The sequence below is a fragment of the Bradyrhizobium zhanjiangense genome, assembly GCF_004114935.1.
Taxonomy (GTDB): Bacteria; Pseudomonadota; Alphaproteobacteria; order Rhizobiales; family Xanthobacteraceae; genus Bradyrhizobium; species Bradyrhizobium zhanjiangense.
On record NZ_CP022221.1, the window covers coordinates 6,999,575 to 7,026,150 of the forward strand.

27 protein-coding genes are annotated in these 26,576 nt (G+C 64.6%); 12 read left to right on the forward strand and 15 right to left on the reverse strand.

From position 1 onward, the window contains the following. Positions 1-106: 106 nt before the first annotated feature. The 3 genes from aroC to fabI form a co-directional block, all read right to left on the reverse strand. Positions 107-1,195, reverse strand: coding sequence for a chorismate synthase (gene aroC / locus XH85_RS33545; protein WP_128935304.1), 1,089 nt, complete (start codon positions 1,193-1,195; stop codon positions 107-109). 124 nt (positions 1,196-1,319) lie between these two features. Beyond that, positions 1,320-1,919 carry a histidine phosphatase family protein gene (locus XH85_RS33550; RefSeq protein ID WP_128935305.1) on the reverse strand — a complete coding sequence of 200 codons (600 nt, stop codon included), beginning with the start codon at positions 1,917-1,919 and terminating at the stop codon, positions 1,320-1,322. Between the two features lie 76 nt (positions 1,920-1,995). After that, on the reverse strand, positions 1,996-2,805 hold the full coding sequence (gene fabI / locus XH85_RS33555) for an enoyl-ACP reductase FabI (RefSeq protein ID WP_128935306.1): 810 nt from the start codon (positions 2,803-2,805) through the stop codon (positions 1,996-1,998). Between the two features lie 171 nt (positions 2,806-2,976). Here fabI and XH85_RS33560 point away from each other — a divergent pair, with 171 nt between their 5' ends. Both XH85_RS33560 and XH85_RS33565 read left to right on the forward strand, forming a co-directional pair. Then, on the forward strand, positions 2,977-3,465 hold the full coding sequence (locus tag XH85_RS33560; RefSeq protein WP_091893603.1) for a sigma-70 family RNA polymerase sigma factor: 489 nt from the start codon (positions 2,977-2,979) through the stop codon (positions 3,463-3,465). A gap of 103 nt (positions 3,466-3,568) precedes the next feature. Next, positions 3,569-4,339, forward strand: a complete 771-nt coding sequence (locus XH85_RS33565; RefSeq protein WP_128935307.1) for an anti-sigma factor family protein — start codon at positions 3,569-3,571, stop codon at positions 4,337-4,339. 322 nt (positions 4,340-4,661) lie between these two features. Here XH85_RS33565 and XH85_RS33570 read toward each other — a convergent pair whose 3' ends face one another. Then, a complete protein-coding gene (locus XH85_RS33570) occupies positions 4,662-5,627 on the reverse strand; it encodes a DnaJ C-terminal domain-containing protein (RefSeq protein WP_128935308.1) in 966 nt (321 codons plus the stop codon). 106 nt (positions 5,628-5,733) lie between these two features. Next, the gene (locus XH85_RS33575; protein WP_164934631.1) at positions 5,734-6,141 is read right to left on the reverse strand and encodes an RT0821/Lpp0805 family surface protein; all 408 of its coding nucleotides are present in this window, start codon (positions 6,139-6,141) and stop codon (positions 5,734-5,736) included. A gap of 113 nt (positions 6,142-6,254) precedes the next feature. Here XH85_RS33575 and pdxH point away from each other — a divergent pair, with 113 nt between their 5' ends. The 3 genes from pdxH (at position 6,255) to XH85_RS33595 (ending at position 8,721) form a co-directional block, all read left to right on the forward strand. Further along, complete coding sequence (pdxH, locus tag XH85_RS33580) at positions 6,255-6,896, forward strand: pyridoxamine 5'-phosphate oxidase (RefSeq protein ID WP_128935310.1); 642 nt, start codon at positions 6,255-6,257, stop codon at positions 6,894-6,896. Positions 6,897-6,924: 28 nt separating this feature from the next. Next, complete coding sequence (locus tag XH85_RS33585) at positions 6,925-7,677, forward strand: SDR family NAD(P)-dependent oxidoreductase (RefSeq protein ID WP_128935311.1); 753 nt, start codon at positions 6,925-6,927, stop codon at positions 7,675-7,677. A 789-nt stretch (positions 7,678-8,466) separates the two neighbouring features. Further along, complete coding sequence (locus tag XH85_RS33595; RefSeq protein WP_245473135.1) at positions 8,467-8,721, forward strand: hypothetical protein; 255 nt, start codon at positions 8,467-8,469, stop codon at positions 8,719-8,721. A gap of 78 nt (positions 8,722-8,799) precedes the next feature. On the opposite strand, the gene XH85_RS33600 is transcribed toward XH85_RS33595, so the two are convergent. Both XH85_RS33600 and XH85_RS33605 read right to left on the reverse strand, forming a co-directional pair. Next, entirely contained in the window at positions 8,800-9,018 is a 219-nt protein-coding gene (locus XH85_RS33600) for a hypothetical protein (RefSeq protein ID WP_128935312.1), read from the reverse strand. 206 nt (positions 9,019-9,224) lie between these two features. Next, positions 9,225-10,202: a magnesium transporter CorA family protein gene (locus tag XH85_RS33605; RefSeq protein ID WP_128935313.1), complete on the reverse strand. Its 978-nt coding sequence runs from the start codon at positions 10,200-10,202 to the stop codon at positions 9,225-9,227. 337 nt (positions 10,203-10,539) lie between these two features. Between XH85_RS33605 and XH85_RS33610 the strand changes: the two genes are divergently transcribed. Then, a complete protein-coding gene (locus XH85_RS33610) occupies positions 10,540-11,226 on the forward strand; it encodes a L,D-transpeptidase (protein ID WP_128935314.1) in 687 nt (228 codons plus the stop codon). Between the two features lie 36 nt (positions 11,227-11,262). Here XH85_RS33610 and XH85_RS33615 read toward each other — a convergent pair whose 3' ends face one another. Then, positions 11,263-12,348 (reverse strand): extensin family protein, encoded by a 1,086-nt coding sequence (locus XH85_RS33615; protein ID WP_128935315.1) that lies wholly within the window; start codon positions 12,346-12,348, stop codon positions 11,263-11,265. 65 nt (positions 12,349-12,413) lie between these two features. On the opposite strand from XH85_RS33615, the gene XH85_RS33620 reads away from it, so the two are divergent. Both XH85_RS33620 and XH85_RS33625 read left to right on the forward strand, forming a co-directional pair. Further along, entirely contained in the window at positions 12,414-14,042 is a 1,629-nt protein-coding gene (locus XH85_RS33620) for a fatty-acid--CoA ligase (protein WP_128935316.1), read from the forward strand. Positions 14,043-14,307: 265 nt separating this feature from the next. Next, on the forward strand, positions 14,308-15,162 hold the full coding sequence (locus XH85_RS33625) for a DUF1499 domain-containing protein (protein ID WP_128935317.1): 855 nt from the start codon (positions 14,308-14,310) through the stop codon (positions 15,160-15,162). Positions 15,163-15,281: 119 nt separating this feature from the next. On the opposite strand, the gene XH85_RS33630 is transcribed toward XH85_RS33625, so the two are convergent. From XH85_RS33630 to XH85_RS33645, 4 genes are all read right to left on the reverse strand, one after another. Beyond that, a complete protein-coding gene (locus XH85_RS33630) occupies positions 15,282-16,205 on the reverse strand; it encodes an MBL fold metallo-hydrolase (protein WP_128935318.1) in 924 nt (307 codons plus the stop codon). 184 nt (positions 16,206-16,389) lie between these two features. Continuing rightward, the gene (locus XH85_RS33635) at positions 16,390-17,604 is read right to left on the reverse strand and encodes an acyl-CoA dehydrogenase (protein WP_091892433.1); all 1,215 of its coding nucleotides are present in this window, start codon (positions 17,602-17,604) and stop codon (positions 16,390-16,392) included. A 141-nt stretch (positions 17,605-17,745) separates the two neighbouring features. Then, positions 17,746-18,822, reverse strand: coding sequence for a 3,4-dihydroxy-2-butanone-4-phosphate synthase (ribB, locus tag XH85_RS33640; protein WP_091892435.1), 1,077 nt, complete (start codon positions 18,820-18,822; stop codon positions 17,746-17,748). A gap of 176 nt (positions 18,823-18,998) precedes the next feature. Further along, entirely contained in the window at positions 18,999-20,729 is a 1,731-nt protein-coding gene (locus tag XH85_RS33645) for a cation:proton antiporter (protein WP_128935319.1), read from the reverse strand. 67 nt (positions 20,730-20,796) lie between these two features. On the opposite strand from XH85_RS33645, the gene XH85_RS33650 reads away from it, so the two are divergent. Both XH85_RS33650 and XH85_RS33655 read left to right on the forward strand, forming a co-directional pair. After that, complete coding sequence (locus XH85_RS33650) at positions 20,797-21,324, forward strand: DUF3124 domain-containing protein (protein WP_164939909.1); 528 nt, start codon at positions 20,797-20,799, stop codon at positions 21,322-21,324. Between the two features lie 52 nt (positions 21,325-21,376). After that, complete coding sequence (locus tag XH85_RS33655; protein ID WP_128935321.1) at positions 21,377-22,591, forward strand: aminotransferase-like domain-containing protein; 1,215 nt, start codon at positions 21,377-21,379, stop codon at positions 22,589-22,591. 17 nt (positions 22,592-22,608) lie between these two features. Here the strand turns inward: XH85_RS33655 and XH85_RS33660 are convergent, their stop codons facing one another. Then, entirely contained in the window at positions 22,609-22,881 is a 273-nt protein-coding gene (locus tag XH85_RS33660; RefSeq protein WP_128935322.1) for a helix-turn-helix domain-containing protein, read from the reverse strand. A gap of 157 nt (positions 22,882-23,038) precedes the next feature. Between XH85_RS33660 and XH85_RS33665 the strand changes: the two genes are divergently transcribed. Continuing rightward, positions 23,039-23,491, forward strand: coding sequence for a hypothetical protein (locus XH85_RS33665; protein WP_164939910.1), 453 nt, complete (start codon positions 23,039-23,041; stop codon positions 23,489-23,491). An 87-nt stretch (positions 23,492-23,578) separates the two neighbouring features. Next, a complete protein-coding gene (locus tag XH85_RS33670) occupies positions 23,579-23,806 on the forward strand; it encodes a hypothetical protein (protein WP_128935323.1) in 228 nt (75 codons plus the stop codon). Between the two features lie 65 nt (positions 23,807-23,871). On the opposite strand, the gene XH85_RS33675 is transcribed toward XH85_RS33670, so the two are convergent. Continuing rightward, positions 23,872-24,690 carry an aldo/keto reductase gene (locus XH85_RS33675; protein WP_128935324.1) on the reverse strand — a complete coding sequence of 273 codons (819 nt, stop codon included), beginning with the start codon at positions 24,688-24,690 and terminating at the stop codon, positions 23,872-23,874. A 264-nt stretch (positions 24,691-24,954) separates the two neighbouring features. Further along, a complete protein-coding gene (locus XH85_RS33685; RefSeq protein WP_128935325.1) occupies positions 24,955-26,529 on the reverse strand; it encodes an alkaline phosphatase D family protein in 1,575 nt (524 codons plus the stop codon). Positions 26,530-26,576: the final 47 nt, after the last annotated feature.

Below are 26,576 nucleotides of genomic sequence, written 5' to 3' on the forward strand. Positions count from 1 at the left end.
TTGCGGACGAAGTTGTGGGCCCGTCAAGCTGCGCGGTGGGCTAGTACCGCGACAGGGCGCGTTATCGGCGGTGTGCTCACCTCTCCCCGCGGGAGAGGTGAAAAAACTAGCGTCCCACCTGCCCGCGATCGCGCAGGAAGTGATCGGCCAGCACGCAGGCCATCATGGCCTCACCGACGGGGACGGCGCGGATGCCGACGCAGGGGTCATGGCGGCCCTTCGTGACGATCTCGGTATCAGTGCCCTTGCGATCGACGGTGCGGCGCGGCTGGAGGATCGATGAGGTCGGCTTCACCGCAAAACGCACCACCACCGGCTGTCCGGTGGAGATGCCGCCCAGAACGCCGCCGGCATGGTTGGAGAGAAAGCGCGTGCCGTCATTGCCGGTGCGCATCTCGTCGGCGTTCTCTTCGCCGGTCAATTCGGCCGCGCCAAATCCGGCGCCGATCTCGACGCCCTTCACCGCGTTGATGGTCATCATCGCGGCCGCCAGATCGGAATCGAGCTTGGCGTAGATCGGCGCGCCAAGGCCCGCTGGCACGCCTTCGGCGACGATTTCGATCACCGCACCGATCGAGGAGCCGCTCTTGCGGATGCCGTCGAGATAGGTCTCGAAGAACGCAGCTTTGTCCTTGTCGGGACAGAAGAATGGATTTTTCCCGATCTCGTCCCAGTCCCATTTGGCGCGGTCGATCTTGTGCGGGCCGATCTGCACCAGTGCGCCGCGCACCTTGACGTCGGGCAGCACTTTTCGCGCGATCGCGCCGGCGGCAACGCGCGTGGCGGTCTCGCGCGCCGAGGAGCGCCCGCCGCCGCGATAGTCGCGCAGGCCGTACTTCGCCTCATAGGTGAAGTCGGCATGACCGGGGCGAAACTTGTCCTTGATCTCGGAATAGTCCTTCGAGCGCTGGTCGGTGTTCTCGATCAGGAGCCCGATCGGGGTGCCCGTCGTCACCTGCACGCCGGTCTCCGGATGCGCCATCACGCCGGACAGGATTTTCACCTGGTCCGGCTCCTGGCGCTGGGTGGTGAAGCGCGACTGGCCGGGCCGACGGCGGTCGAGATCGCCCTGGATGTCGGCCTCGGTGAGCGGGATCATGGGCGGACAGCCGTCGACCACGCAGCCGATCGCCACGCCGTGGCTCTCGCCGAAGGTGGTGACGCGGAACATGTGGCCGAAGGTGTTGAAGGACATCCGTCTCTACTCGTCAGTCAGTTCTGACTTGTGGTGGTAACGCGGGGGAACACCCGGGTCAAACACACACTCGGTCATTCCGGGGCGATGCGAAGCATCGAACCCGCAATGACCGCGTTCCAGGCTAACTAAACTTTTCCAGCCGGCGGTCGCGGAACACGTAGACGGCGCCTTGCTCGATATAGAGCTCGGCGGCACCGGCGGGGGTCTCGATGCCCAAAGCCACCATCAGGGCCCGGCAGGTGCCGCCATGGGCGACCGCGACGGTATCGACCAGAAGCGACTCGTACCAATCGAGCATGCGTAGCTGCACGGCCGCATAGGTCTCGCCGCCGATTGGCGCGACCGTCCATTTGTCGGCGAGGCGCCTTGCATAGACCTCGGGATCGGAGGCCTCGCTTTCGGCCAGTGTCAGCCCCTCCCAGGTGCCGTAGCCGATCTCCCGCAGGCGGTCGTCGAGCGAATAATCGGCAAGCGGCAGTTCAAGCTTGCGGCGCACCAGTTCCATGGTCTGGCGCGCACGCCCGAGCGGGCTCGACACGTAGGGCAGCGCCGCCTTGTCCTTGCTGTCGCGCCTGAACAGATCGGCCAGAACCCCGGCCGCGTGCACGGCCTGCCCGCGGCCGCGTGCATTCAGCGGAATGTCCTGGGCGCCCTGGAGCCGCCCGAGCGCGTTCCACTCGGTCTCGCCGTGGCGCAGGAAGTAGATCGTGGGCACGGGCATGCGGTTTCGAAGGCTAGTCTTCTTGTTCGAGCATGATCTTACCGGAAAACCGGTTCCCACTTTTCCGGATCATGCTCTACCCGCCGAGTGAGATATCCGGCGCGTCCGGGCGCTTCATGCCGAGCACGTGATAGCCGGAATCGACGTGGTGCACCTCGCCGGTCACGCCGCGCGACAAGTCGGAGAGGAAATACAGCGCGCTGCCGCCGACGTCTTCGGTCGACACGTTGCGACGCATCGGCGCGTTGTATTCGTTCCACTTCAGGATATAGCGGAAATCGCCGATGCCCGAGGCGGCGAGCGTCTTGATCGGACCTGCCGAGATCGCGTTGACGCGGATGTTCTTCTCGCCGAGATCGGCGGCGAGATAGCGCACGCTGGCTTCCAGCGCGGCTTTCGCCACGCCCATGACGTTGTAATGCGGCATCCATTTCTCGGCGCCGTAATAGCTGAGCGTGATGAGCGAGCCGCCGTCGGTCATCAGCTTCTCGGCGCGCTGCGCCACCGCGGTGAACGAGTAGCAGGAGATCAGCATCGACTTCGAGAAGTTCTCCTGCGTGGTGTCGACGTAGCGGCCGTCGAGCTGCTCGCCATAGGCGATCGCGTGCACCAGGAAGTCGATCTTACCCCACTTCTCCTTCAGCACCGCGAAGGCGGCGTCGATGGTCGCGGCATCCGTGACGTCGCAATGGCCGAGCACGAGACCGCCGACCTCCGCGGCGAGCGGCTCGACACGCTTCTTCAGCGCATCGCCCTGATAGGTGAAGGCGAGCTCGGCACCGGCCGCGCGGCATGCCTTGGCGATGCCCCAGGCGATCGATCGGTTGTTGGCAACGCCGAGGATCACGCCCCGTTTGCCCTGCATCAGACCTGAATTCTGCGCCATTTTTTCAACGTCCCATCGAGCGGGTTAAGGTCTGGAGGTACACCAGCCCTCCTTCGCGGTACAGTCCTAATACGCGGCGTTAACGCTGTTTCGAGCACCGGAATAGCCGTTTCATTCGGGTGTTATGATCGTTGTGGCGCTCGCGCCGAATACCGGGACGTGAAAACCGCAATGAATGCGTTTCGCCAGAGTGTGGAAACCATGATCCCGGCGTTGCGCCGCTATGCCCGCGCACTCACGCGCGATGCGGATGCGGCCGACGATCTGGTACAGGATACGTTGGTACGCGCGCTGCGTTCTGAGCGTCTGTTCCTCGGGGGCGACGTCAGGAGCTGGCTCTACACGATCCTGACCAACCTCAACAAGAACCGGCGGCGCTCACTGGCTAGGCGGCCGCAATTCATGCCGCTGACGGAGAACAACCCGGATGCCAGCGGGACCGAGGCCGAAGGGCGCGACATCGAGAAGGCGCTGGCGACGCTGGTCGAGGAGCAGCGTTCGGTGCTGCTGCTGGTGATGCTGGAGGGCATGAGCTATCGCGAGGTCGCCGACATTCAGGGCGTGCCGATCGGCACCGTGATGTCGCGCCTGGCGCGCGCCCGCGCCCACGTCAAAGCCTCGCTGGAGGGCGCGCGCCCGGCGCTCAGGCGGGTGAAATGATGGCAGGGCTGATGCATTGCGTGTTGTCCGCCCACATGCCGATGGAGCGGGCGACGTTAAGCCACGAAGGACATTTTGGGCCGCAGAGCCAGAGACGACCGATATGAACGACCGCAACATTCCGATCACCGAAGACGAGCTGCACGCCTATGTCGACGGCGAGCTGCCGGCCGAACGTCGCGCCGACGTCGAGGCCTGGCTTGCCGCCCATCCTGACGAGGCCGAGCGTGTGCAATCCTGGCGCGCCATGGCTGAGATGCTGCACGCCCGCTACGACGCCGTCGCCCAGGAGCCGGTGCCGGCACGGCTGGAGCTCGAGCGGCTGGAGCGACGCCCCCGGCAATGGCTCTATGGCGCCGCCGCGGCTGTGCTGGTTGCTTTCGTCGCCGGCGGCACGGCCGGCTGGGTCGCGCATGGTGCCGCCAACGCGCCCTCGACCTTCCAGAGCTTCACAGCCGACGCGCTCGACGCCCACCGCCTCTATGTCGTCGAGGTCCGCCACCCCGTCGAGGTCGGGGGCAACGAGCGCGACCATCTCCAGGCCTGGCTGACCCGGCGCTGCGGCTGGACCGTGTTCGCGCCAAACCTGGAGGCGAGCGGGCTGAAGCTCGTCGGCGGCCGGCTCTTGCCGGGGCCGAAAGGTCCGGCGTCGTTCCTGATGTATGAGGGCGCCTCGGGCGAGCGGTACACGATCTACACCGCCAAGACCGAGAATGGTGCGACGCAGATGCGCTACGCCAAAACGGACAAGGACGGGGCGCTGTTCTGGGCCGAGCGCGGCGTCGGTTACGTTGTCAGCGGCGGCGCCGACCGCGACCGGCTGACCAAGGTGGCGCAGGCCGTTTACGACCAGGCAGAGAAGCACGGCACCTAGACAACCCCTGCAAGCGCGATGCCTCGATTCCGACATCGAAAATTTGGAATCAGGACATCGGCGCGTCTCAGAATCGCACCGGATGATCACGCGAAAATGAGCAGCGTTCGATCCGCCGATCGACGCAGGCGGCCTCGATTGGGGTTTTTGGTACCGCGCTGGTCCCCCTCTCGAGGCCGCACCTTCTTATCGGCTGCCCCGCCGGATAGTCGACGCGCCTCAAACGTCAGCGTTGAAGCGCGACCGCGCTTCAGGCGCATGTTGAGCATCATCCTTTCGGGAAGAGAATGCTCCGATCGTCGAGGCGGCCTCGGATAGCGCCTTAGCCGAGCCCGCTACGCGGATTGTAGGGATGTTGGTCCCGCCACTTTTCCATCAATGTCTCAAGCTCGGCATCGTTCCCGTCCGGTAGCATAATCCTGATGACGACGAAGAGGTCTCCGGCTCCGCCGGCCTTCGGCAGCCCCTTGCCCTTGAGGCGGAAGGTTCGGCCGCTGGATGTGTTTTTAGGGACCGAGAGCTCCACAGCATTGCCGAGGGTGGGGACGCGGACCTTGCCGCCGAGCACCGCCTCATAGAGCGTGACCGGCAGATCGATCCGCAAGTCCGTGCCCTCGACCTTGAAGTGGGGGTGGGGCGCGATGTTGATGGTGATCAGGAGATCGCCGGGCGGATGGCCCTGCGCACTCTCGCCCTGGCCCCTCAGCCGGATCTGCTGGCCTTCGGCGACGCCGGCCGGAATCTTGACGTTCAGCTCCTTGCCCGTGGGCAGCCGGACGCGTTTCTCGCCGCCCTTGACCGCCTCTTCCAGAGAGACGGACATGGCAACGTTCACGTCGAGATCGAGCCCGATCCCGCCGGTGTCGAAGTCGAACTGGGCGCCGCCGCCGGCCCCGGGCCGCGCGCCACGCATCCCACCGCCGAACATGCTGTTGAGGATATCCTCGAACGCGCCGCCGCCCGGGCTGGCACCCGCACCGCCGCTCCGGAACGTATAGCTCTCGAACCCGCCGGGGCCCGCGCGCCCGCGCGGCCCGCCGCCCCCCGGAAAGCCCTGGAAGCGCGGCTTGCCCTCGGCGTCGATCTCGCCGCGGTCGAACTGCTTGCGCTTGTCCTCGTCGCCGAGAATCTCGTTGGCCGAGTTGATCTCGGCGAAGCGCTCGGCGGCCTTCGGGTCACCCTTGTTGCTGTCGGGATGATGCTTCTTGGCAAGCTTGCGATAGGCGCTCTTGATGGCGGCAGCGTTGGCGCTCCGCGGCACCCCCAAGACCTCATAGGGGTCGCGCATCCGTCACGTCTCCTTCACGGAATCGAATTGTTCAAAGGGCTCCCCGCCCCACCTGCGGATCATGTGGGGAGAGAGTGGCATTTTTGCAACTAGGGCCCGCCGGATCCTAGCTCCGCCACGGCTTTAGCGTATGAATCTCCCAACGGCCACGGCTGCTTTGGCAGCCGGCGCCCTGGAGCCAGCTTTCGGTATTGCCGTTGACGTAGCTCGCCAGAAAGTCGCGGCACTTGCGGCCGTCCTCCGCGGCATAGGATTGGGCGATCGGGGTGACCGAGCCCCGCGCCCCGGTCTCCGGATTCTCCCAGTGCTGGCTGGAATCCTTGTCGCCCTTGCTGAGGACGTCGGAGGCGGCGTTGCGGGCGAAGGCGAGATCGGTCTCGGTCGGCGGGGCGTCCTTCGCCGGCCGCGCGATCGATCCGGTCAGGTCGCTGTCGTCGGCCTTGGCATAGGCACTGCTGTCGTTGCGCGAAAAGCTGCAACCGCCGGCACCAAGCCCGATTAGAATCATCGTCATGACGAAGCCGGACGGACGGATCACCGATAGGCCAACGCGTCCCCATGCCCTATATAGGGCGGTAGCGGACAATAGCGCGTTTTGGGCCGCGGGACGCAACTCGGACTCCAGACATGACCGACACGACATCGATGAAACACCAGACACCCTTAACATCCGGTGATTTCACCGCCGCCGACGAGCCATTTGCGTTGTTCGAGTCCTGGCTGAACGAGGCGATCAAGAGCGAGCCGAACGATCCGAACGCAATGGCGCTCGCGACCGTCGACCCGGACGGGCTTCCGGACGTGCGCATGGTGCTGATGAAGGGTTTCGATACCGAGGGTTTCGTCTTCTACAGCCACATCGCCAGCCAGAAGGGCCGCGAACTCGCCGCAAATCCTAAGGCAGCATTACTTTTTCACTGGAAGTCGCTGCGCCGTCAGGTCCGCATCCGCGGCAACGTGACGCCGGTGACCGACGCCGAGGCCGATGCCTATTTCGCCACCCGCCCCAAGCAGGCCCAGATCGGCGCCTGGGCGAGCAAGCAATCCGAGGCGCTGGAGAGCCGCTTCGCCTTCGAGCAGGCCATCGCCAAAGTCGCGGCCAAATACGTCATCGGCGAGGTGCCGCGGCCGCCGGGCTGGAGCGGCTGGCGCATCACGCCGGTGCGCATCGAGTTCTGGCACGACCGCCCATTCCGCCTGCACGACCGCATCGAATTTCGCCGTGACGCGGCCGGCCAGAAGTGGTCCAAGACGCGGATGTATCCTTGAGCCTTGTGGGCCGACCTGAAAGATGTCCATGCCGCATTCGTCCAATGTGCCGCGTCGTACGCTGCTCCTGACCGGAGCCAGCCGCGGCATCGGCCACGCCACCGTGATCCGTTTCTCCTCGGCCGGCTGGCGCGTCATCACCTGCTCACGGCATGCCTTCCCGGAGGACTGCCCGTGGGATGCAGGCCCCGAGGACCATATCCAGGTCGACCTCGGCGATCCCGTGGATACGGCGCGCGCGATCTCCGAGATCCGCCGCCGGCTCGAGGGCGGCACGCTGCATGCGCTGGTCAACAACGCCGCGATCTCGCCGAAGGGCGCGGGCGGCGCGCGGCTCGGCTCGGTCGACACCGATCTCGACACCTGGACGCATGTCTTCAACGTCAACTTCTTCGCGCCGATCATGATGGCGCGCGGGCTGATCGAGGAATTGAAGGCGGCCAGGGGATCGGTCGTGAACGTCACCTCGATCGCAGGCTCGCGCGTGCATCCCTTCGCGGGCGCCGCCTACGCGACGTCCAAAGCCGCGCTCGCCGCGCTGACGCGCGAAATGGCTTCCGACTTCGGCCGCATCGGCGTGCGCGTCAACGCGATCGCGCCCGGCGAGATCGACACCTCGATCCTCTCGCCCGGCACCGAGAAGATCGTCGAGCAGCAAATCCCGATGCATCGCCTCGGCACGCCCGACGAGGTCGCCAAGATCATCTACGTGCTGTGCACGGACACGAGCTCCTACGTCAACGGCGCCGAGATCCACATCAACGGCGGCCAGCACGTTTGATCCGCTCTCGTCGCTGCGCGGCAATGACGGAGCAATGGGCGATCTCGTCGGCAACCAACCCGCCTCTCAGACACGCGTTCGCATTCTCGCGGCGTCTTTCGCCCGAGCTTTGCTTCATCTCTCCACCCTCGAAGCCAAGAGGGCGCAGGGAAGGCCGGGTGCTGACCTGGCACCCGCGGTCCGCTGCGCGAAAAGCACACGCAGGAAGAACCGCACAGCAGCATACAGGTGTAGCCAATCACTCGGCCTTCCCTGCGCGATGGTCGGACGGCGTATGCCGCGCTCTCCCGGGAGCCGAGTTCCTTCTGGCCTCCCTCACGCCTGCGAAAGTCACCGGCACCGCGCCGGTTGACGCGATTGCCGCATCCGCAAGAGCTTGACCGTAGCAACGACGGCCAGGACCACACGGTTTTGCCGTACGCACGGCCCGCCATTTCGCCGCAGTTTTCCCAGCCCTGTCGACGGAGCCGGAAACTTACAGGCGAGACGAACCTGACAGCGCCGTCCGTCCGCACGAAGCCCTGGGCTCACGGAGAGCAATCCGCCCTGCCCTGGCTGTTCGCGCCCGACGCTGCTGCGTCCACCGCAAGCCCGGCTCGCGAAACATGACGACCACATGATCGCCCCTCAAGGATGGGCCGGGATGGACGACACATACGACAAATCCGAATTTCGGTAAAGAGGAATATTTCCGAGCAGGCATCTTGACAACACGGTTGGGATCGCACGGTGACGGCGCGCTCGCGATCTGCGCCTCGTTCTCGGCCGCCGATGGCCGCAACTCCTGGCTTGATGGCTACAACGAGATCCGCCGCCGCTGGTCACCGGCAAAGCTCTGGGAGGAAGACAGTCGAAACCAGCCATCTGGTCGGCCTGTACGACTTGGCGCAACGCACTCTCACTTATTCGTCGTCATCACCGGATGCTTTGGGCGAGAATGTCGAGGCTATGCTGCGCGATGTCTTAAAGCATCTCGTCTCTTTCAGCCGTGACGGCGCCATCGCCGAGACCATCGTCTCGACGGCGCATATCGTGAAGCGCTAGCTGATTTGCCGAAAGACGGAAGCTAGGCGATCCAGACAACGCCGCCGCAAGACCTGGATCGCCCTTACCTTCCGTTCCTCAATCGAGTCGAATCCGACGCGACCGTTCACGCAGCCGCGGAGCGGCGGCGTTCAATGCAGTCGAGCAGTCGTCGTCGTTTTCGCCGTCGAGCAGCGGAGCACCACAGTGCCGGCACAGGCGTGCCGACAACGACGGCGCCTTGCCGCTTGTCACGGCCTGACGATAGTTCGCCAGATCGATGACGTTGCGGGGCGTCGTTATGTGTTTTTCAACCATGGCTGTTCCTCGCGGCTAACACGCTGCTTATCGCAGACAAGTTTCGCGCAAACGTTCAGCCCACCGCTCAAATTTTACCGGAGGAATTGGGGCACAGAGCACACATCACGGCAGCGCCTCAATCCCGCTCTATTCTGCGACACGATCGACCGTGTCTTTGCGAACCGCGTAAGGTCTCGGTAGGTATCTTCCGAGAGCGCGGGAGATCAGAGCCACTTCTTCCACTTGAAGATCCAGTACGGGACGATCGCTGCCACCAGCATCATCACCAGCGCCATCGGATAGCCGTGGATCCATTCGAGTTCCGGCATCACCTTGAAGTTCATGCCGTAGATCGAGGCGATCAGCGTCGGCGGCATCAGGACAACAGCCATGACCGAGAATAGCTTGATGATGTTGTTCTGCTCGAGATTGACGACGCCGAGCATGGCGTCGAGCACGAAGGTGATCTTGTTGGAGAGATAGGATGCGTGATCGGTCAGCGAGGCCACATCGCGCTGCATGGTCTTGAGCTGCTCGCGCATGTCCTTCGACCATTTCACGCCTTCGACCACTGCGGACAGGAAGGTCACGACGCGGCCGATCGACACCAGGCTCTCCCGAACCTTCGATGTCAGATCGCCCTTGCGGCCGATCGAGATCAGGATCTGGGAATATTGCTTGGCGTGGCCGTGGCGCTCACTCTCGGGCTCGAAGATGTCGTGCGAGACCTGGTCGATCTCGGCGCCGCAGCGCTCCAGAATGTCGGCGCAGCGGTCGATCACGGCGTCCAGGAGTTCCATCAGCACCATCTCGCCGGTGATGGAAGGCGTGCAGGAGCGACCGAGCTTGGCCTCGACCAGGGCGAATGGCTTCGGCAAATCGTAGCGCACCGTCACCAGGCGGTGGTCGCCGAGGATGAAGGTCACCGCCGTGGTCCGGGGCATGTCGGTATCGGAGTGGCACATCAGCGTCGCGGTCATGTAGCGCGCGCCGTTCTCGATATAGAGCCGGCTGGAGATCTCGATCTCCTGCATATCTTCCCGGGTCGGGATGGCGATGCCCGCCAGCCGCTCCACCGCCTTGTCCTCGGCCGCGCTCGGGTTGACGAGGTCGATCCAAACCGCGCTCTCCGGCAGCGCGGTGAGATCTTCGATGACGGCCTTCTTGAGGGAGGCCTCGGAGGGAACAAACACCGAAAACATGACAACTCCAGAGAACCTGCGACAGAATGACAGCCCTTAGCGCGATTCTGACAAGTTCACGATGACAACCGGATTAACGAAGCGTTGGTATTTATGGCGGGGGCGCGGCTCAACTGTGGCGCGGAATCGACAGTTCGGGGCCGCCTGCCGCAAAATCCACACAGCGCCGCAAAACTTGCGGCAGAAAAGCCACAGCTGGGGTCTTGCAGCGCGGGATAAAGGCTTCAGTGCTGGAATTGTGGCAGATTTCAACGATAATGGGATTAACGGAGTCGAGGAACTTGGGCGCTAAGCTCAGGCCTTCCGCACGGTATTGTTTCGATTGGAACCACAAACCATGTCGTCGCTGAAAGTTAAATTGGGGATCTTGGCCGCCGGCCTGATGCTGTCGGGCTGCATGCAGGCCACGCATTATGAGGCGACCGACACCAAAGCCTTCAAGCCGAAGGACAAGGAACTCCTTGCTAAAGTCCGGTATGAGAATACCCCGGTCGCAGAGCCGTTCCGCCGCGCCATCGTTGAGTATCACCGCAAGGAATCGCCGGGCTCGATCGTGGTCGATTCCGACAACCACTATCTCTATTACGTGCTGGAGGGCGGCAAGGCGATCCGCTACGGCATCACCGTCGGCGAAGAGGCCATGGCCTGGTCCGGCATTGCCAAGGTTGGCAGCATGACCGAATGGCCGGCCTGGCATCCGACGCCGGGCGAGATTTCGCGCCTGGGCGTGCCGACTTATGTCGCGCCGGGTCCGGACAATCCGATGGGTTCCCGCGCCATGTACCTCTACTCGGGCGGCAAGGACACGCTGTTCCGCATCCACGGTACCAACCAGCCGGAATATATCGGCGCCTCGATCTCGTCGGGCTGCATCCGCCTGACCAACGAGGACGCGATCGACCTCTACAATCGCGTCAAGGTCGGCACCATCGTCGTGGTGCTCGAGCCGAAGCATGGCGACTCGCCGTATAATTCGCGCCTGGCGCTCGGCAGCAGCCAAACCGGCCAAGCCGGCAGCTACTGATCGCGTCCTGATCTCTGACATCCAAAAGCGCCGGTCTTACCGGCGCTTTTTTGTTGCCGGCTTGTGCGACCGGGTTTTGTTGCCATCAGCAGACGGCTTGTCCGCAGGCGCAGGGGGATTCTCCGCCGCCCCTTCGTCGGCGTCCTCCTTGCCGTCGGGCTTGGCCGCGACCTCGCGCGGCGGTGCCTCCTCGGGGCGCTCCGCCGGCAACAGCGGGGCGACCTGCGGCAGCGGATCCCAGACGTTCCACTGGCAGATCCGGTAGTCATTGCGCCGCTGCGCCAAATCGAGATGGATGTGGTCCTCGTGGTACCAGTCCGAGCCCGGGCCGAGCACGGTGGAGAAGCGCGCGCACACCGAATGCAGCACACGCTCGCGCACCTCGCGCGACATGGTGCGGTCGGTCAGGCCGATCGACTGCCCGTTGGCGAGCTTGATGGCGCGGACGTCGAGGGCGTTGGCCTTGCCGTGCTCGGACAGCATCGCGCCGACGACGCGGTTGCGTCCGCGACACTCGAAGCTGTCGAAATTGTCGAGGTCGCTGATGGTCGAGCCGAGGCTCGCAGCCAGCGGCACCATGTCCTTGCGCACCCAATCGGCGACCGCGGACGCCATGGTGCAGCGGAGGATCGCCGCCGGCTTGACCGCCACCTTACGCTTGTCCGGCAGCACGATGGCCTCTAACCGCACCAGATCCTCACCGCCGCAGGCGCCGGGGCCGCGGATATCCGGAATGGACGGCGCGATCGCGATCTCCTCGGTCAGCGCCAGCCGGCAGGCCGAGGCCTGCTTCTCGGGCGGCGGCGCGGCCTCGGCGGGCTTGTCGGCGCTTGGCTTGTCCTCGGATGGCTTGCCTTCTGGCTCCGGCGCCCCCTCGTCCGACGCCTTGGGGGCCTGTTCGGGGCGCGGTTTTGGCAGTGGAATCTTGGCGTGACGAACGGCTGCGCGCGGTCGTGGTGTACCAAGGCCGAAGATATCCCATGGCGCAGGATATTTCCGCGCCTCAGCCCTCTCGGCGAACACAAGCGACAGCGCGAGCGCGGCGGTAACCATTGCCGCCCCGGTGGACATATAGCCGCGACAAGACCATTTGCGGCGAAAGTCCGGCAGGCTAAAACTCATCACAATTGTTTGGCCCAAGGCTGAGAGCGATAACGCGCCCAGCGACTTCTCGGAGGAACGTCAGAATGCTCGGTTTGATGCAAGATTGGCCCCTGCTCTGCCACCGGATCATCGAACACGCCGCCAGAATTCATGGCAAGCAGGAGGTGGTCACACGCTCGGTCGAGGGGCCGATCCATCGCACCAACTACGCCGAGATCCACCAGCGCGCGCTCAAGGTCTCGCAGATGCTGGAGCGCGACGGCATCAAGCTCGGCGACCGTGTCGCAACGATCGCCTGGAACACCTGGCGCCATCTCGAGGTGTGGTACGGCATCATGGGGATCGGCGCCATCTGCCATACCGTCAATCCCCGCCTTTTCCCCGAGCAGATCGCCTGGATCATCAACCATGCGCAGGACCGCATCGTGATGACCGACATCACCTTCGTTCCGATCCTGGAGAAGATCGCCGACAAACTTCCGAGCGTGGAACGCTATGTCGTGCTCACCGACAAGGCGCATATGCCGGAAACCACGCTGAAGAATGTGGTCGCCTACGAGGACTGGATTGCGCAGGCCGACGGCAAATTCAAATGGAAGGACTTTGACGAGAACACGGCAGCCGCGATGTGCTACACGTCGGGCACGACGGGCGACCCGAAGGGTGTGCTGTATTCGCATCGCTCCAACGTGCTGCACGCGCTGATGGCCAACAATGTCGACGCGCTCGGCACCAGCGCCTCCGAGACGATGCTGCCGGTGGTGCCGCTGTTCCACGCCAACAGCTGGGGCATCGCCTTCTCCGCGCCTTCGCAGGGCACCAAGCTGGTGATGCCCGGCGCCAAGCTCGACGGCGCCTCGGTCTACGAACTGCTCTCGACCGAGAAGGTGACACACACTGCGGGCGTGCCGACGGTGTGGCTGATGCTGCTCCAGCACATGGCCGCCAACAATCTGAAGCTGCCCGACCTGAAGATGGTGATCTGCGGCGGCTCGGCGATGCCGCGCTCGATGATCAAGGCCTTCCTCGACATGGGCTCGAACGTCCGTCACGCCTGGGGGATGACCGAGATGAGCCCGATCGGCACCGTCGCGGCGCTGAAGCCGCCGTTCCAGAACGCGACCGGCGACGCCAGGCTCGACGTGCTCCAGATGCAGGGCTATGCGCCGTTCGCGGTGCAGATGAAGATCACCGACGATGCCGGCAAGGAGCTGCCCTGGGACGGCAAGACCTTCGGCCGCCTCAAGGTGGCCGGCCCAGCCGTCGCCAAGGCCTATTACCGGCTCGACGCCAACATCCTCGACGAGGAAGGTTTCTTCGACACCGGCGACGTCTCGACCATCGACGAGGACGGCTACATGCGGATCACCGACCGCTCCAAGGACGTGATCAAGTCCGGCGGCGAGTGGATCTCCTCGATCGATCTCGAAAACCTCGCAGTCGGCCATCCGGCCGTGGCCGAAGCCGCCGTGATCGGCGTGTTCCACCCGAAATGGGATGAGCGGCCGCTCCTGATCGTGCACCTCAAGCAGGGCCAGCAGGCCACGCGCGAGGACATCCTGAAGTTCATGGACGGCAAGATCGCCAAGTGGTGGATGCCCGACGATGTCGTCTTCGTCGAGGGCATTCCGCACACCGCGACGGGCAAGATCCTGAAGACGGAGTTGCGCGACCAGTTCAAGGATTACCGCTTCCCGAACGCGGCGGCGTAAGACGGTGCCACCCTCCCCTGGAGGGGGAGGGTCGGCTCACATGGAGCGAAGCGCAATGTGAGACGGGGTGGGGTGATCTCTCCACACGGGCACCGCCTCAGTTGAGAGGCCGTCACCCCACCCCGCCCGCGCTTCGCGCGATCGACCCTCCCCCTCCAGGGTAGGGTGAACGACCCTTGAATTTGCCCTCGGGCCGTGGTCTCAACGGCGCATAGCCGCGCCAGATCGGCCGGCGTCGTCCGCAACACCCGGCAGAGCTCACCCGATGGCCCGCAGGTTTTCCGCTCCCTATCAGTCGGAGCCCGTGTCCAGCCTCGCGAGCTGGGCGCGTAATCTGGCCGTGTTCGCGGTGGTGGCGGTGGTGGTCTCGATCATCATCGTCCGCTTCGACTTCCTGGAGATGAAACCGGCGCTGATGGCCTTCTTCGGCGGGCTCGCGATTGCCGGCCTCTCGATCCTGTTCGGGCTCGCCGGCTTTGCCGCGATCTGGCAGAACGGCTCGCGCGGCATGGCGCGCATCCTGCTCGCTTTCCTGATCGATGCGCTGATCCTCGCCTATCCCACCTATCTCGCCCTGCAATATCGTAAGCTGCCGGCGATCCACGACATCACCACCAACCCGATCGACCCGCCGCGCTTCGACGCGCTGGCGCCCATACGCACCGGCGATGGCACCAACACCGCGGTCTATGCCGGTCTCTATTCGGCCGAGCAGCAGCGCCAGTTTTACCCCGACATCGAGCCGATCGAGCTGGAGATCCCGGCTGACCGCGCCTATGCGATCGCGCGCCAGCTCGTCACCAAGCGCAAATGGCTCGTCATCGACGAGCGTGCGCCGCAGCCGCCGCGCCGTATCGGTCGCATCGAGGCGGTGGCGCGCACGCCGATCATGGGGTTCCGCGAGGACATCTCGATCCGGGTCGTGCCTGATGGCGATGATTCCCGCGTCGATATCCGCTCCGCCTCGCGCTATTTCGAGAGCGACCTCGGCAGCAACGCTGCCCGCGTCAAGAAATTCATTGATGATCTCAACACCGCCGCCGATGCCGATGCGCTCAAGCCGGTGAAGAAGACGCCGGTCGCGCCGCCAAAGGCGCCGGCAAAGACGGTGAAGAAGTAGCGGCTGTCATTCCGGGGCGGTCCGCAGCATCGAACCCGGAATCCATCGGGCCGCAGCGTCGGTGGATGAATGGATTCCGGGTTCGATGCTGCGCATCGCCCCGGAACGACAGTGGGACACTAGGCGCTAGCCATCCGATACGTTCCGCCGATCACGGGATCGCCATCCGTCGCGACCACGCCGCGTGCGACCAGGTCTTCCAGATGCGCCAGCACGGAGTAGCCAGCGGCGGTCGTCAGCCTGGGATCGATCCCGATATAGATCGCGCGCACCATGGTCGGGATGTCGGCCTCGCCCTTGGCGAGGCGATGCAGGATCGAAGCCTCGCGCGCCTTGCGATGACGGATCAGGAAACGCACGAAGCGCGGACCGTCCGGAATCTCCGGGCCATGGCCGGAGAAGTAGAGGTCCTCCTCGCGGGACGCGAGGCGGTCCAGCGACTCCATATAGTCGATCATCGAGCCGTCGGGCGGCGCCACGATCGATGTCGACCAGCCCATGACGTGATCACCGACGAAGTTGAATTTTCGCTCGGGCCAGGCAAAGGCGAGATGGTTTGCGGTGTGGCCGGGCGTTGCCACCGCCTCGATCCGCCAGCCGGCGCCTTCGACGACGTCGCCATGGGCGATCCTGACATCGGGCGCGAAATCGCGATCGGCGCCGGATTCCGGATTGTGCTTCTCGCTCTCGAAGCGCGGGCGCGAGGCCCGGTGCGGGCCTTCGGCATAAACAAGCGCGCCGGTCGCCTGCTTGAGCCGCGCGGTGTTCGGCGAATGGTCGCGGTGGGTGTGGGTGACGAAGATATGGCTCACCGTCTCACCGCGCACGGCATCGAGCAGCGCTGCCGCATGCGCCGCATCGTCCGGGCCGGGGTCGATGATTGCGACATTGCCGGTGCCGACGATGTAGCTGACCGTACCGGTGAAGGTGAACGGGCTCGGATTGTTACAGAGCACGCGCCGCACGCCGGGGCGGACTTCCTCGACGATTCCGGGCTTCAGCGGAAAGTTGCGGTTGAACGGGACGTCGTCATTGTCGGACATGGGACTTCCTGTGCGTACCGCCACACTCTTCGTCGTCCCCCGCGAAAGCGGGGTATTCAGTACGCCGCGGCGCCTGTGACGAAGGCGAGGTCTCTGGGATACCGGATCGCCCGCCCCAGTGCGCATTGCGCACAAGGCGGGCGATGACAGCTCAGCAAAACAACCGCCACGGAATGCGTGACGACTAGAAGAACGCCTGAATGCCCGTGATCGCGCGGCCCAGGATCAGGGCGTGGACGTCGTGGGTGCCCTCATAGGTGTTGACCGTCTCGAGGTTATGGACGTGGCGCATCACGTGATACTCGATCGAGATGCCGTTGCCGCCGTGCATGTCGCGGGCGGTGCGGGCGATGTCGAGCGCCTTGCCGCAATTGTTGCGCTTCATGATCGAGATCATCTCGGGCGCGAACTTGCCCTCGTCCATCAGGCGGCCGACACGAAGCGAGCCCTGCAGGCCCAGCGCGATCTCGGTCTCCATGTCGGCGAGCTTCTTCTGCACCAGCTGGGTCGCGGCGAGCGGCTTGCCGAACTGCTTGCGGTCGAGCGTATACTGGCGGGCGCGGTGCATGCAGTCCTCCGCGGCCCCTAACGCACCCCAGGAGATGCCGTAACGGGCGCGGTTGAGACAGCCGAACGGGCCCTTCAGGCCGGAGACGTTGGGCAGCAGCGCGTCCTCGGGAACCACCACACCGTCCATCACGACCTCGCCGGTAATGGAGGCGCGAAGCGACAGCTTGCCGCCGATCTTCGGCGCGGAGAGGCCCTTCATGCCCTTCTCCAGCACGAAGCCGCGGATCTGGTTGTCGTGCGCCGCCGACTTGGCCCAGACCACGAACACATCGGCGATCGGCGCGTTCGAGATCCACATCTTGCTGCCGGTGAGGCGATAGCCGTCCGAAACCTTTTCTGCGCGGGTCTTCATGCCGGCCGGGTCGGAGCCGGCGTCGGGCTCGGTCAGGCCGAAGCAGCCGACCCACTCGCCGCTGGCGAGCTTCGGCAGGTACTTCTTGCGCTGGTTCTCGTCGCCATAGGCATAGATCGGATACATCACCAGCGAGGACTGCACCGAGTTCATCGAGCGATAGCCGGAATCGACCCGCTCGATCTCGCGCGCGACGAGGCCATAGGCGACGTAGCTCGCATTGGCACAGCCATATTCCTCGGGCAGCGTGATGCCGATCAGGCCGAGCTCACCCATTTCGTTGAAGATCTCGCGATCCGTCTTCTCTTCGAGATAGGCCTGGGAGACACGTGGCAGCAGCTTGTCCTGGGCGTAGGCGCGAGCGGTGTCGCGCACCATGCGCTCGTCTTCGGTGAGCTGCTCGTCGAGCAGGAACGGATCGTCCCACTGGAAAGAAGCCGCAGCCGGCTTGTCCTTGGCCTGAGGGCGCACGCTCATGAAACGTCCTTTCGCGTCTGGTTCCGTCATAAATTGCCCGACAAATTAAAGCGCCGCGGCAACAAGTGCAATTGCATCCTGGTTTCGGTCATTCCGGGGCGAGGCGAAGCGTCGAACATCTCCTCGCCTCTACACTGCGTGTCAGCTTTCGAGCTGCTCGTTGGCGACGATCTCGATGCCGAAGCCCGACAGGCCTTTGTAGTCGTGCACCGAAGAGGTGAGGTGCCGGATCGAGGTGACGCCAAGATCGCGCAGGATCTGCGCGCCAACGCCGACCTCGCGCCACTGGCGGTTGCGGTCGGCTTCCGTGGACGTCTCGTCCGGCAGCGGCTCCACGGGCACACCGGCTGCGCCATCACGCAGGTAGACCAGCACGCCTCGGCCGGATTTCTTGAAATGCTCGAGCACCGCCGCCATGCGCTTGTGGCCGGTGAAAGCGTCCTTGACGATGTTCGGCTTGTGAAAGCGCGTCAGCACGTTCTTGCCGTCACCGACGCCATTGTAGACGAAGGCGACGTGGGCGATGGAATCGAACGGCGAGCGATAGGCATAGCCCTGCAAGGGCCCGATCGGGCTCTCGGTGACGAAGGTCGAGACCCGCTCGATCAGCTTCTCGCGCCCCTGGCGGTAAGCGATCATGTCCGCGATGGTGACGTGCTTGAGCTTGTGCTCGGCGGCGAAGCGGGCGACTTGCTCGCCCTTCATCACGCTGCCGTCGTCGTTCATGAGCTCGCTGATGACGCCGACCGGCGGCAGGCCGGAGAGCTTGCAGAGGTCGACCGCGGCCTCGGTATGGCCGGAGCGCAGCAGCACGCCGCCATCCTTGGCGATCAGCGGGAAGATGTGGCCCGGGCGGGCGAAGTCGTTGGCGCCGACATTGGGATTGGACAGCGCCCGGCAGCACGAGGCGCGCTCCTCGGCGGAGATGCCGGTGCCGCCGTCGGGCTTGTAGTCGATCGAGACCGTGAATGCCGTGGTGTGCGCGGAATCGTTGTGGGCGACCATCGGGTCGAGCCGCAGGCGGCGCGCGTCCTCCGTGGTCACGGGCGCGCAGACGATGCCGGAGGTGTGGCGGATGATGAACGCCATCTTCTCGGCGGTGCAGAGCGAGGCAGCGACGATCAGATCGCCCTCGCCCTCGCGATCCTCATCATCGGTGACGACGACGAGCTCGCCCCGGGCAAAGGCCTGCAAGACTTCCTGAATGCTATCGGGCATTTCCCAATCTCTATCGGTTATGGCCGGGAGGCTTAGCCGGACTTGAGCCGGGGCGCTAGTCTTCCCAGCGCAACCACATATGCCAGACGGCAGGCCTGCCAGGGTGGTTCAGGCTTGCACCGAAGACACCAGGGATATAGGCACCGACCGCCGGAAAGGAAGGCGGCCGGGCGCGGTCACGGCAGCACTTCGCGCCGCTCGCCGAGCCTCTGATCGAGCTCGGCGCGCTTGTCGGCCAGAAGGCCGGCCTGGGCGGCTTCGATCACCGTGAACAGCTCGTGGGCGTCGCTGAGCCGGGTCACGGTGACATAGCTGGCGCCGGCCTCGTAGAGCTCGCTGACATCGGCCAGGAGGTCGGCGGTCGCCACGATCAGGGCGGTGGGGTTGAGCGCGCGGACGTGGCGGACCAGCTTCTCGTTGGTGGCGCCCTTCAGCAGCGAATCCGGCACGCTGAGAATGATCATCTCGGACTTGCCGACGCCGGCATGGAGCAGCGTGTCGACATTGCTGATGTCGCCATAGATCACGTGCAGGCCGCGCGAGAGCAGGGTCTGGTACACATTGGGGTTGAAATCGACCACCGTGATCTGCTCCAGCAGCACCGGGGCCTGCCGTTCGATCTCGGCCAAAAGCGCGCTCGCCGCACGGAAAAAGCCGAGGATGACGATGCGGCGGGCCTCGCCATGGCCGCCCCCATGGGCCTCCTCGGCATGCCCGCTGCCATGATCGAGGTCGCGCAGGCCGATCCGCTTCAGGGGGCCGATCATCCAGCGGGTGATCTCGTCACTGCGCGTCATCACGAAGGTCGAGAGCACGGCCAGCACCACGAAGGCGAAGGAGGCCGCGTTCGCCGTCTCCGGCGCGATATGGTGGTCGGCGATGCCGGTCTGGATCACCACCAGGGAGAACTCGGAGATCTGGGCGAGGTTGAGGGCCGGCAACAGGCTCGCGCGAAGCCCCTGCTTCATCAGGTAGAGTGGGATGAAGGTGGTGATGAGGCGGCTCACCACGGTAAACGCCGCGATCATCAAGGCCAGTCCGATGACGGAGAGACCGGGCACGGGAATGGTCATGCCGAGCGCGACGAAGAACAGCGTGATGAAGAAGTCGCGGAGCGTCGTGACCTTGGCGGTGACGTCGAGCGCGTAAGGAAAGGTCGAGAGCGAGACGCCGGCGATCAGCGCGCCCATCTCGCGCGACAGCGACAGCCGCTCCGCAGTTTCGGCGACGAGGAAGCACCAGGCGAGCGCGCCGAGCAGGATCAGCTCGGGCCGCCGTGCGATCTGGTGGAACAGGCGCGGCAGCACGTAGCGGCTGACCAGAAGCGCGGCGGCGACCAGCACCGCGACGCGGCCGATCGAGAGCAGGATGACGCTGACTTGCAGATTGGCCAGACTGGGCTGCACCGCCAGGAACAGGATGGCGAAGATATCCTGGAGCACCAGCACGCCGAGGGTGATGCGACCCGGCAGCGTGTCGAGCTCGCGCTTCTCGTAGAGCACCTTGACGATGATGACAGTGCTCGACAACGCGCAGGCGACACAGAGATAGACCGCATCGAAATGCCCGCCGCCGAGCGACAGGCCGATGCCGACGAAGAACAAGACCCCGAGCAGGCAGCCCCCGAGCAGCTGGCCGCCCGCCGCGAACAGGATCACCTTTCCCGCCCGCACGATCTTCTTCAGGTCGATCTCCAGCCCGATCATGAACAGCATGAAAATCAGGCCGAGCTCGGAGATGACGCTGATCGATTCCTGCGATTTGACCCAGCCGGCGCCGAATGGACCTATGCAGAAGCCGGCGATAAGGTAGGCCAGGATCAGGGGTTGCCGGGAGAAATGGGCGAGCAGGCCCAGCATCCAGGCAAACAGAATACAGAGAGTGATGTCGCGAATGAGCTCGTGCATGCCAAATTGGTCCGTTTTGCCGCACCCTAGAGACGGGTTGCGGTGCGGCAAGCGAGCAATTCGTCACATGCGGAAAGGGCTCTTCGCGGCAATGCTGCTATGCCCCCTCGCCTACGCCGCGCCCGCCGCCGCGCAATCCAAGGTCAGTATCGAACAAAACTTTGCTGATTCGCTAACCGCGCTGCCGAAGGAAGAACTCGTCGTCTCCGGCGGATTCTACGTGCCCGCCTATTCCAGCGTCGCGATGAGCCAGGGCAAGCTGCGCGTCGACTTCTCGGTGACGCTGAGCGTGCACAATGCCTCCGAGACCCGGCCGCTGGTGGTCAAACGCATCGCCTATTTCGACACCGCAGGCAAGCAAGTCGAGAGCTATCTGACGGCGCCGGTCGCCTTGAGGCCGCTCGCCACCGTCTCGATCTTCATTCCGACCGACGACGTCCGCGGCGGCACCGGAGCCAATTTTCTCGTGGACTGGGCCGCAACAAGCGAGATCGCCGAGCCCGTGGTCGAAGCCCTGATGGTTGGCGGCGTCGCCAATGCGCATTACGCTTTCATCAGCCAGGGACGTCCGACCCGGACGGCCAGCAGGAAGTAAGACAGGCCGGTGCAACGCCTGCCGCCCAACAAGAACAAGATGAGGAACGCCCATGACGTCCAGCTTCGATTTCGCGCCCCTGTTTCCCGCAGGGCTGCCGGCCCCCACTGCGCGCTGGACGGGCCTTGCCAAATACAGCTTCGTCGGCGGCAACAACGATTCCGAGCAGGTGCCGCTCGAGGGCCTGATCGAGGCGACGAACCTGGCGCTGCAACGCGAGGGCCGCTCGCTTGCCACTTACGGGCTGGCGCACGGTCCCCAGGGTTACCTGCCCTTGCGCGAATTCCTGGTGACAAAGCTCAAGCGCGATGCCGGCATCACCTGCACGGTCGACGATCTCCTGATCGTCTCGGGCTCGCTCCAGGCGCTCGATCTCGTCAACGCCACGCTGCTGACGCGCGGCGATACCGTGATTTTCGAACAGGAGAGCTATCAGGGCGCGCTGACGCGCCTGGCGCGGCTCGGCGTCAATGTGGTCGGCATCCCCCTCGACAAGGATGGCATGCGCATGGACGTGCTGGCCGCGACGCTAGTCGACCTGAAGAGCCGCGGCATCCGTCCCAAATACATCTACACCATCCCGACAGTGCAGAACCCGACGGGCAGCATCATACCGGAGAGCCGGCGCGCCGAGCTGCTGCGGCTATCGGCAGAATACGGCGTGCCGATCTTCGAGGACGTCTGGTCGGGCCAGCGGCCACCTGCGATCCATGCGATGAGCCGAAACGGCGGGGTGATCCATATCGGCTCGTTCTCGAAATCGATCGCGCCGGCACTGCGCGTCGGCTTCGTCGTGGCGCCCTGGGATGTGATGTCGCGGATGCTGTCGCTGAAGACGGATGCCGGCTCGGGCGCGCTGGAGCAGATGGTGCTCGCCACCTATTGCAAGCCGCATTTTTCGACCCACGTGCCGGCCCTGACGAAGGCGCTGCGCACCAAGCTCGATACGCTGATGGAAGCCCTGAACGAGCAGTTCGGGACGGCGGCCGAGTTCGAGGAGCCCAAGGGCGGCATCTTCCTGTGGGTGAAGCTGCCCGACCAGGTCGATACGCTCAAGCTCTATCAGGCCGCGCTGGCCGCCGGCGTCTCGATCAATCCGGGACCGGAATGGTCGACCAACAAGAACCATTCCAACTCGCGGCTGAGGCTGTGCTTTGCGAGCCCGACGCATCAGCAGATCCGCGAGGGGATCGCCGTGCTGGCCGAGGTCTGCCGCAAGGAATTTGGCGTGCCGGCCCGCAGCGCCAATGTGGAGAAGCGGGCCTGATATTAAGCCGCCTGATATTAAGCCACTTGGGGCTGGCTGCCGTGGATCGCGGAGGCGAGCCGCAGCAACAGGACGATCGAGACGTTGCCCTTGCCGGCCTCGATCTGGGCGATGTACCGCTCGGAAATCCCGGAGCGGCGGGCCAGCTCGCGGCGCGACAGGTCACAGCGCGTGCGCGAGGACCTTAAGCGCTCGCCTAGCTCGGCCAGAAACGCGGTCTCGGAATAAGGCGGCACGGCGCAGCTCCCCGGGAGCACTTCGCCCGCAAAATCCACGACTTGATTCAGCATTGGTCTATCCACGTTCGCCTTCGGGAAGCACATCCTACCCCGGAAACGGCCGGCCTCATTGACGCGGATCAAATTCGCGCGCGATCGGCAGCTGGCGTGGACGGCCGTGCGCGGGATGCTACACTTTGGAATTCTTCGAGGCGGGGCTTGCCAGGACATGACGGGTTGTTTGAGCCGCTGGATCGCGGCTGCGCTGCTGTGGGTCGCACTCGCGTCCGCGGCGCGTGCCGAGACGCTTGCGGCGACGGTCGAACAATGGGGCCTGCTCGGCTCTTGGGCGGTCGACTGCGCGGTTCGGCCCGACCGCGACAAGCGCGCGCTCTTGACCTACGAGATCAGGAAGGACGGCCGGGTGATGTACGGGCGCAACTTCGGCGACGCCAGGGACGAGAACGAGGTCGTCTCCGCCGCGGTCAATGCCGAGGGCCTGCTCAATGTGATGGTGTTCTTCCCCTCGCTGCATCAGACGCGCGAATTTGGACTCCTCTTGCAGAAGGATGGCAGCCTGCGCGCGATCTACAATCGCAGCGAGCGCGGCGAGTACACGATCAGGGACGGCAGATACGTCGCGACCGGCGCGCCGACACCGGCGCAGCAACGCTGCGATTAACAGCCGTTCAGAATTCTCCCGCAGTTCCTCCGGAACGTTCGCGTGCACGCGCGGTTTAGATGTGCATTCGATTGGAGGAGAGACATCATGAAGAGGCTCGGTTATGTGGTTGCGGCTCTCGGCGCGCTGGTGATCGCGGCGCCGACGCTGGCGAGCGCCGAGACGGTGGTGATCAAACGCGGTCATCATCACGGCCCGTACGGCGCCCGCGCCGAATATCGCATGCACCATGACTACGGCTGGCATCGCGGCTGGCACCATCGCGGTGACAGGGTCGTCGTGATCAAGCGCAGCCATCGCCACCACTGGGACTAATGCGCAACGCAGCATGGAGATGGCCCCTTACGGGGCCATCTCTTTGCGTTCGAAAGCACTCGGGGCTAATCCCACGCCGGCGCGAAGCCGGGATTGACGCAGCGCATGTCCTTTGGCAGTGCGGCGATCTTATTGCGGTCGGCGTCGTCGAGCGTGATCTTCAGGGCATCGAGATTGGCCTTTTGGCTCTCGCGCCGCGAGGCCTTCGGAATGGCCGCGACGCCGTTCTGATCGAGCAGCCATTTCAGTGCGACCTGCGCTGCGGTCGCATTGTGCTTAACTCCGATCTCGCTCAGCACCGGATCTGTTGCGAAGCGCCCCTGCGCCAGCGGGCAATAGGCGACGAGCGGGATCGACTTGGCGTCGAGATAGGCCAGCACGTTCGATTGATCGAGCATGGCATGATATTCGATCTGGTTGCAGGCGATCGGCGCCTTGATGTCCTCGACGGCGATCTTGAGCAGCGCTGTGGTAAAGTTCGCAACGCCGATCGCCCGTGTGCGTCCCTCCTCCTTCAGCTTCATCAGGGTCTCGAACACCGCGCCCCAATTGGCGGCTCTCGACGGCCAGTGCACGAGATAGAGGTCGACATGGTCGAGCCTGAGCTTGTTCAGGCTGGCATCGAAAGCCCGACGGATCGCCTCCGGTGCCAGATTCTCGTGCCAGACTTTTGTGGTGACGTGCAGCTCGCCGCGCGGCAGACGGGAAGCGGCGATGGCCGAACCGATCGAGTCCTCATTGGCATACATCTCGGCGGTGTCGATGTGGCGATAGCCGATCGACAGCGCACTCTCGACCGCGGCGCGGCAGATGTCGCCCTGCATGCGGAAGGTGCCGAGGCCGAGCTTGGGCATGCTGATGCCCTGTGTCTGCAGATGCTCCATGAACAGGCTCCTGACGTCATTCATCCCGCCGGACGCGCGGTGACAGACTCTTCGGTGATGGAAAGGAAGTGGTGGGAGTGGCCACCATAGCGCGGGCGGCGCAGGGCGGCCAATCAAGATCGGGTTAGCTTTGGGACGCACGATGCTTCCCCATCGTCATGGCCGGGCTTGACCCGGCCATCCACGCCTTGCCCCGCGGCACAAAGAACGTGGATGCCCGGGACAAGCCCGGGCAGGACGATCAGGGCTCAGTGCGGTCGTCCCTCACGAATGCTGCGCCACCACAGCCGGTCGGGCCGGCGGCCGCGGCACGATATCGACCGACCAAAGGTCACGGTTGTCGACATCCTTCAGGGTCACGGTCATCACGCCGCTGCGGCCGTCGATGTCGACCCGGCCGAAGAACTGCAGGCCGAAGCAGGGCGCGAGATTCTCGCCCTGCGCCGCACTACAGCCATGCTGGTACATCGCGACCGGACCAAACGTGTCATCGAGCTCGCCCGGCCCCCAGGTGCCGGCATGCAGCGGGCCGGAGACGAATTCCCAGAACGGATCGAAATCCTGGAATTGCGCCTTGTTCGGATCGTAGTAGTGCGCGGCGGTGTAGTGCATGTCGGCGGTGAGCCAGACGATGTTGCAGATTCCGGCGCGCTTGATGAACGCCAGCAGATCGGCAATCTCGTGCTCGCGCCGGTCAGGCGGCCCATTGCCGAGCGCAACGGCGTCGAGGCTGATCAGGCCGATCGGCAAATCGGCCGCGATCACCTTCCAGGTCGCGCGCGAGGCGGCGAGCTCGCGCTTGAGCCAGGCGAGCTGCTCAGCGCCGAGGATCCAGCCGCGATGATCGTTTCCCTTGTTCCAGGTCTCATCGCGATAGCTGCGCATGTCGATCATGAAGACGTCGAGCAGCGGGCCATACGCGATCTTGCGATAGACCCGACCCTGGCGCGCGCCGATGTCGCGGATCGGCATGAAGTCGAAGAAGGCGCGGCGGGCGCGCGCGACCAGGCGCGGCGAGCCGTCGTCCTCGAAGCCCGCATCGTCGTAGCTGCCGGTCGGCGACCAGTCGTTGGTGACCTCGTGATCGTCCCACTGAGCGAACATCGGCACTTGCGCGTGAAAGGCGCGAAAGTGCTCGTCCAAATGGTTGTATTTGTAATTGCCGCGGAACTGCGCCAGCGTGTGCGCGACCTCGGCCTTGTCCTCGGTGACGATGTTGCGCCAGGTCTCGCCGTTCGGCAGCTTCTGCTCGGAAGGAATGGTGCAGTCGGCGTAGATATGGTCGCCGGAGTGGATGAAGAAATCCGGGCGGTTGTCGAGCATGGTGCGATAACTGCGATACCCGCCGCGCGAGACATCGATGCCCCAGCCCTGTCCCGCGGTATCGCCGGACCACAGGAACGAGATCGACCGGCCCGCGATCGGTGCTGTGCGGAAATGGCCGATGCGGCTCTCGCCGGCGATACCGGTCGCAATATCGTCGAAGCGCACGCGATAGAAGATGTCCTGCCCGGGCGGCAGATCGTTCAGCAGCAGCTTTGCAGTGAAGTCGGCATCGGGCAGCGCATCTCGCGAAGCCGACGCAATGATCGTCTTAAAACTCTCGACGGTCGAGCATTCCACCTGCATCCGCGCCGGCCGGTCGGCGCGCGCCCAGATCACGGCGGCGCCGTCACAGACATCGCCGGACTGGATGCCGCTCGTGATCTGCGGACGATCGGCGGCGCGGCTGAGATGCGGCTTTGCGAGCGTCCCAAGCGAGGCGATGGCGAGGCTGGAGGTCGAGCGAACCAAAAATTGCCGCCGGGTCCATGCCCGCGCGGCGCGGAGCGTTGCCATTCAGGAAACCTTCGTCGAATCGCGACGGAAGGTGCCTGCGCTCCTTG

Coding starts and splice junctions, on each gene's coding strand:
- XH85_RS33570 (WP_128935308.1), bottom strand. CDS start 5,627: ATGCGCGACCCCTATGAGGTCTTGGGGGTGCCGCGGAGCGCCAACGCT.
- XH85_RS33630 (WP_128935318.1), bottom strand. CDS start 16,205: ATGTCCGACAATGACGACGTCCCGTTCAACCGCAACTTTCCGCTGAAG.
- aroC (WP_128935304.1), bottom strand. CDS start 1,195: ATGTCCTTCAACACCTTCGGCCACATGTTCCGCGTCACCACCTTCGGC.
- XH85_RS33665 (WP_164939910.1), top strand. CDS start 23,039: ATGACGGGTTGTTTGAGCCGCTGGATCGCGGCTGCGCTGCTGTGGGTC.
- XH85_RS33660 (WP_128935322.1), bottom strand. CDS start 22,881: ATGCTGAATCAAGTCGTGGATTTTGCGGGCGAAGTGCTCCCGGGGAGC.
- XH85_RS33670 (WP_128935323.1), top strand. CDS start 23,579: ATGAAGAGGCTCGGTTATGTGGTTGCGGCTCTCGGCGCGCTGGTGATC.
- XH85_RS33610 (WP_128935314.1), top strand. CDS start 10,540: ATGTCGTCGCTGAAAGTTAAATTGGGGATCTTGGCCGCCGGCCTGATG.
- pdxH (WP_128935310.1), top strand. CDS start 6,255: ATGACCGACACGACATCGATGAAACACCAGACACCCTTAACATCCGGT.
- XH85_RS33685 (WP_128935325.1), bottom strand. CDS start 26,529: ATGGCAACGCTCCGCGCCGCGCGGGCATGGACCCGGCGGCAATTTTTG.
- XH85_RS33625 (WP_128935317.1), top strand. CDS start 14,308: ATGGCCCGCAGGTTTTCCGCTCCCTATCAGTCGGAGCCCGTGTCCAGC.
- XH85_RS33655 (WP_128935321.1), top strand. CDS start 21,377: ATGACGTCCAGCTTCGATTTCGCGCCCCTGTTTCCCGCAGGGCTGCCG.
- XH85_RS33565 (WP_128935307.1), top strand. CDS start 3,569: ATGAACGACCGCAACATTCCGATCACCGAAGACGAGCTGCACGCCTAT.
- XH85_RS33645 (WP_128935319.1), bottom strand. CDS start 20,729: ATGCACGAGCTCATTCGCGACATCACTCTCTGTATTCTGTTTGCCTGG.
- ribB (WP_091892435.1), bottom strand. CDS start 18,822: ATGCCCGATAGCATTCAGGAAGTCTTGCAGGCCTTTGCCCGGGGCGAG.
- XH85_RS33675 (WP_128935324.1), bottom strand. CDS start 24,690: ATGGAGCATCTGCAGACACAGGGCATCAGCATGCCCAAGCTCGGCCTC.
- XH85_RS33560 (WP_091893603.1), top strand. CDS start 2,977: ATGAATGCGTTTCGCCAGAGTGTGGAAACCATGATCCCGGCGTTGCGC.
- fabI (WP_128935306.1), bottom strand. CDS start 2,805: ATGGCGCAGAATTCAGGTCTGATGCAGGGCAAACGGGGCGTGATCCTC.
- XH85_RS33550 (WP_128935305.1), bottom strand. CDS start 1,919: ATGCCCGTGCCCACGATCTACTTCCTGCGCCACGGCGAGACCGAGTGG.
- XH85_RS33575 (WP_164934631.1), bottom strand. CDS start 6,141: ATGACGATGATTCTAATCGGGCTTGGTGCCGGCGGTTGCAGCTTTTCG.
- XH85_RS33600 (WP_128935312.1), bottom strand. CDS start 9,018: ATGGTTGAAAAACACATAACGACGCCCCGCAACGTCATCGATCTGGCG.
- XH85_RS33615 (WP_128935315.1), bottom strand. CDS start 12,348: ATGAGTTTTAGCCTGCCGGACTTTCGCCGCAAATGGTCTTGTCGCGGC.
- XH85_RS33620 (WP_128935316.1), top strand. CDS start 12,414: ATGCTCGGTTTGATGCAAGATTGGCCCCTGCTCTGCCACCGGATCATC.
- XH85_RS33585 (WP_128935311.1), top strand. CDS start 6,925: ATGCCGCATTCGTCCAATGTGCCGCGTCGTACGCTGCTCCTGACCGGA.
- XH85_RS33605 (WP_128935313.1), bottom strand. CDS start 10,202: ATGTTTTCGGTGTTTGTTCCCTCCGAGGCCTCCCTCAAGAAGGCCGTC.
- XH85_RS33650 (WP_164939909.1), top strand. CDS start 20,797: ATGCGGAAAGGGCTCTTCGCGGCAATGCTGCTATGCCCCCTCGCCTAC.
- XH85_RS33635 (WP_091892433.1), bottom strand. CDS start 17,604: ATGAGCGTGCGCCCTCAGGCCAAGGACAAGCCGGCTGCGGCTTCTTTC.